This is a genomic window from Segnochrobactrum spirostomi (assembly GCF_009600605.1).
GTDB lineage: Bacteria > Pseudomonadota > Alphaproteobacteria > Rhizobiales > Segnochrobactraceae > Segnochrobactrum > Segnochrobactrum spirostomi.
In genome coordinates, this window is sequence record NZ_VWNA01000001.1 from 670,314 (window position 1) to 682,065 (window position 11,752).

At 69.3% G+C, this 11,752-nt stretch carries 12 protein-coding genes; 5 read left to right on the forward strand and 7 right to left on the reverse strand.

Annotated elements, in window-relative coordinates:
• Positions 1-68 precede the first annotated feature (68 nt).
• Together ndk and F0357_RS03080 are read right to left on the reverse strand one after the other, a co-directional pair.
• On the reverse strand, positions 69-491 hold the full coding sequence (gene ndk, locus F0357_RS03075; protein ID WP_153478612.1) for a nucleoside-diphosphate kinase: 423 nt from the start codon (positions 489-491) through the stop codon (positions 69-71).
• A gap of 120 nt (positions 492-611) precedes the next feature.
• Positions 612-1,874 carry an MFS transporter gene (locus tag F0357_RS03080; protein WP_153478614.1) on the reverse strand — a complete coding sequence of 421 codons (1,263 nt, stop codon included), beginning with the start codon at positions 1,872-1,874 and terminating at the stop codon, positions 612-614.
• A gap of 96 nt (positions 1,875-1,970) precedes the next feature.
• Here F0357_RS03080 and F0357_RS03085 point away from each other — a divergent pair, with 96 nt between their 5' ends.
• From F0357_RS03085 to F0357_RS03095, 3 genes are all read left to right on the forward strand, one after another.
• On the forward strand, positions 1,971-2,498 hold the full coding sequence (locus F0357_RS03085) for a DinB family protein (RefSeq protein WP_312861431.1): 528 nt from the start codon (positions 1,971-1,973) through the stop codon (positions 2,496-2,498).
• Complete coding sequence (locus F0357_RS03090; RefSeq protein WP_153478617.1) at positions 2,495-2,959, forward strand: GNAT family N-acetyltransferase; 465 nt, start codon at positions 2,495-2,497, stop codon at positions 2,957-2,959. The genes F0357_RS03085 and F0357_RS03090 overlap by 4 nt, the downstream gene beginning before the upstream one ends.
• 114 nt (positions 2,960-3,073) lie before the next feature.
• Positions 3,074-3,556, forward strand: a complete 483-nt coding sequence (locus tag F0357_RS03095; RefSeq protein ID WP_153478619.1) for a Rid family hydrolase — start codon at positions 3,074-3,076, stop codon at positions 3,554-3,556.
• 24 nt (positions 3,557-3,580) lie between these two features.
• Here the strand turns inward: F0357_RS03095 and F0357_RS03100 are convergent, their stop codons facing one another.
• On the reverse strand, positions 3,581-5,422 hold the full coding sequence (locus F0357_RS03100; RefSeq protein WP_153478621.1) for a CHASE3 domain-containing protein: 1,842 nt from the start codon (positions 5,420-5,422) through the stop codon (positions 3,581-3,583).
• Positions 5,423-5,675: 253 nt separating this feature from the next.
• Here F0357_RS03100 and F0357_RS03105 point away from each other — a divergent pair, with 253 nt between their 5' ends.
• A complete protein-coding gene (locus F0357_RS03105) occupies positions 5,676-7,562 on the forward strand; it encodes an ABC-F family ATP-binding cassette domain-containing protein (protein ID WP_153478623.1) in 1,887 nt (628 codons plus the stop codon).
• Between the two features lie 8 nt (positions 7,563-7,570).
• Here the strand turns inward: F0357_RS03105 and F0357_RS03110 are convergent, their stop codons facing one another.
• From F0357_RS03110 to F0357_RS03125, 4 genes are all read right to left on the reverse strand, one after another.
• Positions 7,571-8,284, reverse strand: coding sequence for an MBL fold metallo-hydrolase (locus F0357_RS03110; protein WP_153478625.1), 714 nt, complete (start codon positions 8,282-8,284; stop codon positions 7,571-7,573).
• 24 nt (positions 8,285-8,308) lie between these two features.
• Complete coding sequence (gene gatA, locus F0357_RS03115) at positions 8,309-9,787, reverse strand: Asp-tRNA(Asn)/Glu-tRNA(Gln) amidotransferase subunit GatA (RefSeq protein ID WP_153478627.1); 1,479 nt, start codon at positions 9,785-9,787, stop codon at positions 8,309-8,311.
• A gap of 62 nt (positions 9,788-9,849) precedes the next feature.
• On the reverse strand, positions 9,850-10,137 hold the full coding sequence (gene gatC, locus F0357_RS03120; RefSeq protein WP_153478629.1) for an Asp-tRNA(Asn)/Glu-tRNA(Gln) amidotransferase subunit GatC: 288 nt from the start codon (positions 10,135-10,137) through the stop codon (positions 9,850-9,852).
• Positions 10,138-10,258: 121 nt separating this feature from the next.
• Positions 10,259-10,975 (reverse strand): metal-dependent hydrolase, encoded by a 717-nt coding sequence (locus F0357_RS03125; RefSeq protein WP_153478632.1) that lies wholly within the window; start codon positions 10,973-10,975, stop codon positions 10,259-10,261.
• Positions 10,976-11,220: 245 nt separating this feature from the next.
• Here F0357_RS03125 and ruvX point away from each other — a divergent pair, with 245 nt between their 5' ends.
• The gene (ruvX, locus tag F0357_RS03130; RefSeq protein WP_153478634.1) at positions 11,221-11,748 is read left to right on the forward strand and encodes a Holliday junction resolvase RuvX; all 528 of its coding nucleotides are present in this window, start codon (positions 11,221-11,223) and stop codon (positions 11,746-11,748) included.
• Positions 11,749-11,752 lie beyond the last annotated feature (4 nt).

An 11,752-nucleotide genomic window follows, 5' to 3' on the forward strand; every position in this document is an offset into this window, starting at 1 on the left:
GCGGAAAAAGAAACAGCCGGCCGCGGCGAGCGGCCGGCTGCAAAATGCGGTCAGCGATCAAGTGTCGATCAGCCGACGATCTCGCTCGTCGCGAAGAAGAAGGCGATCTCCTGGGCGGCGGTCTCCGGCGCGTCCGAGCCGTGCACCGAGTTCTCGCCGATCGACACGGCGAAGTCCTTGCGGATGGTGCCCTCGGCCGCCTGGGCCGGGTTGGTGGCGCCCATCACTTCGCGGTTCTTCAGGATGGCGTTCTCGCCTTCCAGAACCTGCACGACCACCGGGCCGGAGGTCATCGTCTCGACGAGCTCGCCGAAGAACGGACGCTCGCGGTGCACGCCGTAGAACGCCTCGGCCTGGGCCTTGGTGATCTGGATGCGCTTCTGGGCGACGACCTTGAGGCCGGCCGATTCCAGACGGTCGACGATCTTTCCGGTGATGTTGCGCTTGGTCGCGTCCGGCTTGATCATCGAAAAGGTACGTTCGATCGCCATCGTGGTCTCCGTCGGATCTTGGCTATATTGGGTGCGAATTCGAGGTGGCGGACGTATAGCCCGGCGCCTCCGTGCACGGCAAGCCGCAGAATGCCGTCCGCACCGCCGATCCGTCCGCCGTCACGCCCGATCGCGATCCGGATGATGGAACAGGAGCACGACGGCGACCGACGACAGCGCCAGCGCGGCCATCAAGAGGAAGCAGTCCTCGAACGAGCCGCGTAGGCCGAGCACCCAGCCGGTGATGGCGGGTGCCGCGAAGCCGGCGAGCGCGAAGGCGAATTCCATGATGCCGAACGCCGAGGCGGCGCGCCCCGGCGTCACGTCGAGATTGGTCGCCGCATAGGCCGCGTTGCCGCCCATCGAGGCGGCGACCGCCACGGTGATCGCCCCGATCGCCACGCCGAGATCGTGGGTGAAGGCGACCGGCACGACGGCGAGCGCAGTGACGAGCTGCGTCGCGACGATGATGTAGGATCGCGCCACCCGCAGCCGGCCCGTCGCCTGGAGCAGATAATCGGAGAGCCGCCCGACCGCGATGAGGGCGACGGCCGCCGCCGCCCAGGGCAGCACGGTGAAGAGGCCGACCGCCTTGATGTCGAGGCCGTAGGCTTCGACGAGATAGCTCGGCAGCCACGACATGAAGAAGAACAGGAAATAGCCGAAGACGAAGAACGCCCAATCGTTGGCGAGCAGCGTCGGGTTGCGCAAAAGCGCGCCGATATCGGCGAGGCGCAGCGGCCCGTGGCGGCTCGGCCGCGACGGGCCCTCGCCTTTGATGCGGGCGAGTTCGGCGGCATCGACGCGGCCGGATTTCGCCGGATCGTCGCGGAAGCACAGCCACCACAGCGGCACCCAGGCGATCGACAGCAAGAACAGTGCGACGAACGCGCCGCGCCAGCCGAACCAGACGAGCAGCGTGCTCGCGATCGGTCCGCCGATGGCGAGCGCGATCGGCACCGCCACCAGGGCGCCGCCGAGGGCGGTCGCCCGCTCCCGCGGCGCGAGCCAGACATTGATCGCGCCGCTCATCGCCGGGAAGTTGGGGCCCTCCGCGACGCCGAGCAGAGTGCGGGCGAGATAGAACGACATCACGCCGGAGGCGAGCGCCGTCGCGCCGATGCTGAGGCTCCACAGCGCGACCGCGACGGTGAGCACCAACCGCGCGCCGTAGCGATCGACGGCGAAACCGCCGAACAGGGTCGTCACCGCGTAGCCGAGTCCGAAGGCGCCGAGGATCGTGCCGACGTCTCCGGGCGAAAGCCCCAGTTCCCGCTTGATCGCGGGGATCGCATAGGCGATGGCGGAGCGGTCCACATAGTTCGCCACCGTGACGGCGAACAAGAGGAACACCACGAACCAACGATATCGCGTCGCAGCCATCGCTCGTTCCGATCTGATCCGGGAACCGAGCCGCCTGCGTAGCCCAACCCGCGCGCATCTCCAAGGGCGCGCAAATCTCCGAGGGAGAGAACGGCCGTGCTCGAGACCTTCGCCCTTCTCGCCGACTACAACGCCTGGGCCAACGGCCGCCTGTACGAGGCCGTCGCGGCCCTGAGCGAGGCCGATTACCGGGCCGACCACGGCGCCTTCTTCCGCTCGCTCGAAGGTACCCTCAACCATCTCGTCGTCACCGACCGGGTCTGGCTCGCCCGCTTCCAAGGCGAGCAGGGTCCGCGCGATCCGCTCGATGCGATCGTCTGCCCGACCTTCGAGGCCTTGCGCGCGGCGCGCGCGGTCGAAGACGCGCGGCTCATCGCGTTCGTCGCCGGGCTCGATGCCGACACGATCGCGGCGACGATCCGCTACCGCACCCTCTCGACGCCCATGATCATCGAGCAGCGGCTCGGCGATACCATCGCCCACCTCTTCAACCACCAGACCCACCACCGCGGCCAGGCGCACGCGCTGCTCACCCGGATCACCGGCGAGGCGCCGTCGCTCGATCTCCTGGTGTTCCAGCGGCTGACGGGCCGCGGGGTCCGCGTCGAGCCGGTCCCGGCATGAGCGCCGCCGACGGCCCCCTCGCCATCCGACCGGCGACCGAAGCCGACGTGCCAGCCGCGAAGGCGCTGGTGGAACGTGCCTATGCCGTTCATCTCGGCGTGGTCGACAAGCCGCCGGCGCCGCTGTTCGACGATTATGCCGCCCATCAGGCGGCCGGGCACCTGTTCGTCGCCGGGAGCGGCGGGACGATCGCAGGCCTCGTCGTGCTGATCGACGCGGCCGATCACCTTCTGTTGGACAACGTCGCCGTGGACCCCGCCACCCAGGGCCGCGGCGTCGGCCGCGCCCTCATCGCCTTCGCCGAGGCCGCGGCGCGGGCGCGGGGCCACCACGAGGTGCGGCTCTATACCCAGGAGAAGATGGCCGCGAACATCGCCCTCTACCGTCGCCTCGGCTTCGTCGAGACCCATCGGGCGGTTCAGGACGGCTTCCCGCGGGTGTTCATGACGAAGCGCCTCTGAGTACGGCGCGGGGCAGCGGCCCGGTCTTGGGTTCCGGCCGAACGGTCGACCGGCTATCGTCCGACCCGCCGGGGGCTGATCGGCCGCGTCCCGGATTGTTGGAGACGAGATCCGATGAGCGCCATCACCCGCTACCCCTTCCCCGAGAGCAATCACGGCCAGGGGCCGCAATCGGGCGATTCCCGGCTGAAATCCGGCGGGGCGCTGCCCTTCCTGCTCGCCGCCGGGGTGCGGCAGGGCACCGAGTTGATCGTGTTCAGCGGCCATACGCCGCCGGTGATCGATGCCGCGGCCCCCGCCGACAGCATCGCGGCGTTCGGCGACACCTACACCCAGACCGTCGGGGCGCTGCGCGAGCTCGGCGCATCGCTGGCCTCGCTCGGGCTCGGCTTCGGCCATCTGGTGCAGTTGCGCGCCCTTCTGGTGGGCGATCCGGCGCTCGGCGGGCGGATGGACAGCGAGGGCTTCTCCCGCGCCTATGCCGAGGTCTTCGGAACGGCGGACAACCCTCATCTCGTCGCGCGCACCCGCTGCCAAGTGGTCGGGTTGGTGAACCCCGGCTGGCTGGTCGAGCTCGAAGCCGTCGCCGCCCGCTAGGCCGAGCTTGTCCGCGGCAACGGCTCAACGCAGCGTCTCGTCCACCTTGCGGGCGAGTTCCTCGAGCGTGAACGGCTTCTGGAGCAGAGCCGTGCCGCGATCGAGCACGCCGTTGTGGACGACGGCGTTGCGCGTATAGCCGGTCGTGTAGAGCACCTTGAGCGAGGGTTTGAGCGCCAGCGCCGCCTCGGCAAGCTGGCGCCCGTTCATCTCCGGCATGACGACATCGGTCATGAGCAGATCGATGTCGGGCTCGACCTCGAGCCGGCGCAGCGCCTCCCGGGCGCCCCCGGCAGCGATCACCGTGTAGCCGAGCTCCCGCAAGGCCTCGCTCGTCGAGGCGAGCACGGCCGGCTCGTCCTCGGCCACCAGGATCCGCTGACCGCTGCCCTTGGCGGGAACGGTGCTGTCCGCCGGCGTGCCGCCCCACAGATCCGCCTCCTCGCTGGTGTGGCGCGGCAGATAGATCTTCACCGAGGTGCCGTGACCGACCTCGGAATAGACTTTCACGTGACCCGACGATTGCTTGACGAAGCCAAACACCTGGCTGAGCCCGAGCCCGGTCCCCTCCCCGACCCCCTTCGTCGTGAAGAACGGCTCGAACACCTTGTCGATGATGTCGGGCGGGATGCCGGTGCCGGTATCGGTCACGGAGACCATGACATATTGGCCGGCGGCGACCTCGTCGTGTGCCCGCGCATAGGCCTCGTCGAGGAAGGCATTTGCCGTCTCGATGGTGAGGCGCCCCCCGCCCGGCATGGCGTCGCGCGCGTTCACCGCGAGATTGAGCAGCGCGTTTTCGAGCTGCGCCGGGTCGGCGAAGGTGCGCCACAAGCCGCCGCCCTGCACGATCTCGATCGAGACCGGCTCCGAGATCGCCCGGCGCAGGAGATCGGACATGCCGCCGACGAGCCGGTTGACGTCGAGCACCTTGGGCTCGAGCGGCTGACGGCGGGAATACGCGAGCAGGCGGGCCGTGAGCGTCGCGGCACGCCGGGCACCGTCCATGGCGTTGTCGATCGCCTGATCCGCAGCTGAGAGCGCATTGCCCGCGATCCGCCTTTTGGCGATCCCCAGAAAGCCGATCACGATCGCCAGCATGTTGTTGAAATCGTGGGCGATGCCCCCGGTGAGCTGGCCCAGCGTCTCGAGCCGCTGCAATTGCCGCACCTGCGCCTCGGCGGCAGCGCGCTCGCGCGCCTCGGTCACGAGATCGAGGTTCGCCTTCTGCAACGCAATCATGCGCTCGCGGACGTCGCGAATATAGACATAGGCGAGCGCGCAGATCAGCAGCCCCACGAGCACCATGCCGATCTGGAGGATGGTGACGAGTCGATCGGCGCGCACAGCCCGCTCGGCGAGCAGTTGGTCTTCCTCCGCCCGCATCGCCGCGAGCGAGGCGGCGATCTCCTGGAGGGTATCCTGGTTGGCCGGGCTCGAGAACACCTCGCCGGCGGCGCCGCGCTGGTCGGATTTGATGAGCCCGACGATCTTCTCCGCATTGCCGAGGCTCGTGGCGATGGCGGGCTTCAGCGTGGCGAGCGTGGCGCGCTGGCGAGGATTGTCGGCGGTGAGCTTTTCGAGTTCGTCGAGGCCAGTCGGGATGCGCGCCGCCGCGCTGCGATAGCGGCTCTCCTCGTCGGGATCGCGGCGGATGATGAAGCCGCGGCGCGCCGATTCCGCATCGAGAAGGAGCACCTTGAGCTCCGAGAGGTGGTTCTGCACCTCGATGGTGTGACGCACCCAATGCACGGTCGTGCGCTGTTCGACGGAGAGCCACAAGCCGGACCCGACGAGAAGCAGCAAGAGGATGAGGGCGGCGATCCGCGGAAAACGCGAACCGGTGGGACGACCGGAAAGAGGCATCGTTCTCCAAGGCGCGCTGCGCGACGAACCGGACCTTTGCTGGCCGATCGCCCAGCCGGTGTCATAGAATGATCGCGCGCGAGGCGTCCATGGCCAGCGCCGGGAAAGGAATGCTAAAGGTCCGCAAGTCAACGAGTTTTGACCGAAGGGCAGCGATCCGAGGGGCGTGCCCGCGCATCGCCGCACCGAGGCGTGGCGGCGAACCGCGCACGGCGCTTGCCCCGGAGGCGACGAGACGGCATTTATCGCCGCCATGCTCTCGATCTCCGACGTCACCTACCGCATCGCCGGCCGCACCCTGATCGACCACGCTTCGCTCGTGGTGCCATCGCGTGCGCGCATCGGCCTCGTCGGCCGCAACGGCACCGGCAAGACGACCCTGTTCAAGCTCGTGACGGGGGAGATTGCGCCGGAATCGGGAGCGATCGCGCTGGCCCGAGGGCTCAAGATCGGTCAAGTCGCCCAGGAGGCGCCCGGCACCGACGAGACGCTGATGGAGGTGGTGCTTAAGGCCGACCGCGAGCGCGTGGCGCTGCTCGCCGAGGCCGAGACGGCGACCGACCCGCAGCGCATCGCCGAGATCCAGCTCCGCCTCGCCGATATCGGCTCGCATTCGGCGGAGGCGCGCGCGGGTGCGATTCTCTCCGGCCTCGGCTTCGATGCGGCCGCCCAACAGCGGCCGTGCCGATCGTTCTCCGGCGGCTGGCGCATGCGCGTCGCCCTCGCCGGCGTCCTGTTCGCCGAACCCGACTTCCTGCTCCTCGACGAGCCAACCAACTATCTCGACCTCGAAGGGACGCTGTGGCTCGAGAATTATCTCGGCCGCTACCCGCACACCGTCATCCTGATCAGCCACGATCGCGACCTGCTCAACCGGGTCGTGGACACCATCGTTCACCTCGATCAGGGCAAGCTCGTCTCCTATCGCGGCGGCTACGACAGCTTCGAGCGCCAGCGCAGCGAAGCGCAGATCCTCGCCCGCAAGGCGGCCGACAAGCAGGAACTCGAGCGCAAGCACCTGCAATCTTTCGTCGATCGCTTCCGCGCCAAGGCGACCAAGGCACGCCAGGCGCAGTCCCGCCTGAAGCGGCTCGAGAAGATGGAGCCGATTGCAGCCATCGTGGACGGCGAGGTGAAGCCGTTCGTGTTCCCCAAGGCCGAGGGCCGGGTCGCGCCCCCGATCCTGACCGCGGAGCGGGTCGTGGCAGGCTACGAACCCGGCAAGCCGATCCTGTCACGCCTCACCCTGCGCATCGACGACGACGACCGCATCGCGTTGCTCGGCCCGAACGGCAACGGCAAATCGACCTTCGCCAAGCTGATCGCCGGCAAGCTCGCGCCGCAGGACGGCACGCTCGTGCGCGCCTCCAAGCTCAAGGTCGCCTATTTCGCCCAGCATCAGCTCGACGAACTCATCCCCTCCGAGAGCGCCGTCGCCCACGTGCGACGCCGCATGGTCGGCGCCCCGGAGGCCAGGGTGCGCGCCCGCGTCGACCAGTTCGGGCTCGCCACCGACCGCATGGACACGCCAGCGGGAGAACTTTCCGGCGGCGAGAAGGCGCGCCTGCTGATGGGCCTCGCCACCTTCGACGGTGCCAACCTCCTCATCCTCGACGAGCCGACGAACCATCTCGACGTCGACAGCCGCGCCGCCCTCGTCGAGGCGATCAACGATTTCGACGGCGCCGTCATCCTCATCAGCCACGACCCGAACCTGCTCGAAGCCTGCGCCGACCGGCTGTGGCTCGTGGCTGACGGCACGGTCGCGCCCTACGACGGCGATCTCGACGATTATCGCCGCCTGGTGCTCGCCCGCGCCGGCGCCGGTCCGGGCCGCGCCGAGGGACGGGACGAGGCGAAGGAAAGCGCGCAGGACCGCCGCCGCAACGCGGCCGAGAAGCGCGCCCAGCTCGCCCCGCTGCGCAAGGAGATCCAGGCGATCGAGAAGGCCATGGAGAAATTGCGCGCCGACATCGCCAAGCTCGACGCGGCGCTCGCCGACCCGGCCCTGTTCACCAAGGACGCCGCCCGCGGCACCAAGCTCTCCAAGGAGCGCGCCGACACCGTCAAGGCGCTCGAAACCGCCGAGGAGCGCTGGCTCGAATTGTCGGAAAGCTACGAGCAGGCGGCGGCGCAGTAGGAGCGCCGTCAAGCCCCGATCGAGGCGAGATAGGCTTCCGCGATCGCGCGCATGCGGGCGGCGTCGAAGGCGGGACCATGGCCGCCGTGGACGATGCCGACCGGGAGCCTCCGCAGCCGCTCCATCGTCGCCGCATAGACGGCGCGGTCACTGCCGGGCAGATCGTCGACGAGGGTGCCGACATAGATCGCGTCGCCGGAGAAGAACGTGCCGTCGCGTTCGTCGAGAAGGCCGATCGAACCCGGCGAATGGCCCGGCAGGTGCAGCACGGTGAACCGCCGGTTTCCGAGATCGATCGTGTCGCCCTCTCCGACCACGCGCGTCAGCGGCGCCGGGGCGATGGAATAGTCGGCGATGGTCCAGCCGGGTGACGGCGCCGCGGCGACCGGCTCGGCGATTGCACGATAGAGATGCGCGAGCGTGCCGTCGTCGGCCATGGTCGCGAAGGCCTCGGCCTCGGCGGCGTGGCCGAGACGGTCGGCATATTCATGGAACGAGCCGACGTGATCGACGTGGACGTGGGTCGCGAGCGCGATGACCGGCCGCCCTTCGTCCGGAACGGCCGCGGACAAGCTCTTAAGGCCGGTGCCGAAATCGATCTGGAGGTCGGCATCCCGACCGCGGACACGGTAGAGGTTGGCGCGGAAGAAGCGGTGAACGGCCGGCTCGACGACGAGATCGATGCCCTCGCCGACCAGCGTTCGTTCAAACCAGGCCGCCATGCCCGCGCCCTACCCGTGCGCGGCTCAGGCCCACCAGTGGGCCGGCTCGAAGCGGCCGGCGGCGCGCTCGAGGGCACCGGCGAGGGAGAACAGCGTCTCCTCGCCGAACGGCCGGCCGATGAGCTGGAGGCCGAGGGGCAGCCCCGAGCCCGACAGCCCCGCGGGCACCGAGATGCCGGGCAGGCCCGCCATGTTCACCGTGATGGTGAAGACGTCGTTGAGATACATCTCGACCGGAGAGGCGGTCGCGTTCGCCCCGATCGGGAAGGCCGGCGACGGCGTCGCCGGGGCGAGGACCGCATCGACGCCGGCGCTGAAGGCGTCGTCGAAGTCCTTCTTGATGAGGGTGCGCACGCGCTGCGCGCGGGCATAATAGGCGTCGTAGTAGCCGGCCGAGAGCACGTAGGTGCCGATCATGACGCGGCGGCGAACCTCGGCGCCGAAGCCGGCGGCGCGCGACTTCTCGTAGAGCCCGTTGATGTCGTCGGCCGGGACGCGCAGGCCGTAGCGCACGCCGTCATAACGGGCGAGGTTCGAGGAGGCCTCGGCCGGTGCGACGATGTAATAGGCCGGCAGCGCCATGCGAGTGTGCGGCAGCGAGATGTCGACGATCTCCGCGCCGGCATCTTTCAGCCACGCCTTGCCCTGGTCCCACAGCGCCACGATCTCGTCCGACATGCCGTCGACGCGATATTCCGCGGGAATGCCGATCCGCAGTCCCTTGAGGCTCGCGCCGAGCGCCGCCTCGTAATCGGGCACCGGCAGATCGACCGAGGTCGAATCCTTCGGGTCGAAGCCGGCCATGGCCTTGAGCAGGATCGCGGCGTCGCGCACGTCGCGGGCGATCGGGCCGGCCTGATCGAGCGACGAGGCGTAAGCGATGATGCCCCAGCGCGAGCAGCGGCCGTAGGTCGGCTTGATGCCGACGGTGCCGGTCAGCGCGGCCGGCTGGCGGATCGAGCCGCCGGTATCGGTCGCGGTCGCCCCTGCGCAGAGGCGGGCGGCGACGGCCGCCGCCGAGCCGCCGGACGAACCGCCCGGCACCAGAGGCGTGTCGTCGCCGGTGCGGCGCCAGGGGTTGACCACGGGTCCGAACGCCGAGCTCTCGTTCGAGGAGCCCATGGCGAACTCGTCGCAGTTGAGCTTGCCGAGGAGCACCGCGCCGGCCTCCCACAGCCGCGCGGTCACGGTCGATTCATAGGGCGGCACGAACTCGCCGAGGATGCGCGAACAGGCGGTCGTGCGCACACCCTCGGTGGCGTACATGTCCTTGACGCCGAGCGGGATGCCTTCGAGCGGACCCGCCGCACCGCCGCGGATACGCTCGTCCGAGGCGTCGGCCATCCGGCGCGCCACGTCCGGCGTCTCGAGCACGTAGGCATTGAGGGCGCGGCCCGCTTCCGCCGCCGCGAGATAGGCGTCGGTCAGCTCGCGCGCGGTGAAGTCCCCGGCGGTGAGGCCGGCGCGGGCTTCGGCGATCGAAAGGGCGGTGAGCTCGGTCATCTTCAAATCCGGTCAGGCGCGAAGGCGTCGATGGGCGGTCGGATACGGGCGCGGGCCGCGCCTCACTCGACCACCTTGGGCACCAGGAAATAGCCGTCCTCGGAGAGCGGCGCGTTGGCGAGCACCTTCTCCTGGATGCCGCCGTCGGTTACCACGTCCGGACGCATGCGCAGGGCGTGGGCGACCACGGACGTCATCGGCTCCACGCCGTCGACGTTCACGGTCGACAATTCCTCGACGAAACCCAGGATGGAATTGAGCTCGCCGACGAGACGCGCGGCCTCGTCCTCGGTGACGGCGATGCGCGCGAGGTGGGCGACCTGGGCAACGGTACGGGCATCGACCGACATGGGCGCTCGGCTCCAGCTTCGAACGGGACTGCTCATAAAAAACGACGCCCGGCTATAGCACCGGGCGTCGTTGCGAAACAACGTCGAAGCACGGGCGGCGCCATCCTGCCGCCCGTCCGCGTCACACCGCCGGGTCGAGCGCCTCGAAGGCCACGCCGCGCTCCGGCACATAGACGATCGCGCGGCTTCCCGACATGTCCTCGACGAACTCGTCCGCGCTCTGCGCGAGCAGCGGGAAGGTGCCGTAATGGCAGGGGATCACCTTCTTGAAGTTGAAGAAGCGCGAGCAGGCGTAGGCGGCGGTCTTCGCGCTCATGGTGAAGCGGTCGCCGATCGGCACGATGCCGATGTCGGGGCGGTGCAGTTCGTCGATCAGCTTCATGTCGCTGAAGAGGTCGGTGTCGCCCATGTGGTAGAGGGTCGGCTGGCCGTGGGCCTTGATGACGATGCCGAGCGGGTTGCCCATGTAGACGGCCCGGCCGTCCGGCCCTTCGATCGCCGAGGAATGCAGAGCCGGGGTGAAGGTCACGGTGAAGGCGCCGAGCGAGACGGTGCCGCCGGTGTTGCCCATGTCGAGTTTCTCGACGCCCTGGGAGCCGAGCCAGCCGACGATCTCGGGATTGGCGACGACGGTCGCGCCGGTCTTCTTGGCGATGGCGACGGTATCGCCGACATGATCGCCGTGGCCGTGGGTCAGCACGATGTGGGTGACGCCGGCGCTCGCCGCGTCGACGCTGCCGGGAAAGGTCGGATTGCCGGTGAAGAAGGGATCGATGAGGATCTTGGCGTCGGGGATTTCGACGCGGAAAGCGGAGTGTCCGAACCACGTGATCTGCATGGGATCTCCTGTCGGGGTTGGCGGCCGGCAGCCGCCCGCGGATAGGGCGGAGGGAATGGCCGAGGCGGGCCTCGAAGCGCTCCGCGTGACCGGCGGGGCCGTCGGTCTGCGCGCGATGCCCTCCGCATGACGCGGCGCAATATAGTGCCCTTCGCGCCTGCGGCAACAGAGCGAAGCCGTGACGAGAGCAGAGCCGGCGAAGCGCCGCTCTCGTGCGGCGGCCCGCGGCGTGATAGCGCTCTCTCATGACAACGCCCCCTTCCCCCGCCGCGCCGCTGTCCAATCCGGACGATTTCGCCCCCCGGCTCGCCCCCGGCGCCCGGCTGATCGGCATCGATCTCGGCACGCGCACGATCGGCCTCGCCCTCTCCGACGTGGAGCGCCGGATCGCGACGCCGCTCGAGACCATCAAGCGGGTGAAGTTCACCGCCGATGCCGCGCGGCTCCTTGCGCTCGCCGAGACGCATCGGGTCGGCGGCTTCGTGATCGGCCTGCCGCTCAACATGGACGGCTCGCAGGGTCCGCGGGTGCAATCGACCAAGGCCTTCGTTCGCAATCTGAGCACGCTCGATTCGCGGCCCGTGCTCTATTGGGACGAGCGGCTCTCGACGGTCGCGGTGACGCGCACCCTCCTGGAGGCCGATGCCTCCCGCGCGCGGCGCGCCCAACTCGTGGATAAGATGGCCGCGGCCTACCTCCTGCAGGGCGCGCTCGACCGCCTGCAAGCCATCGCCGCCGCGACCCGGGACGACGAAGAACCGGGCGGCTTCTGACGCA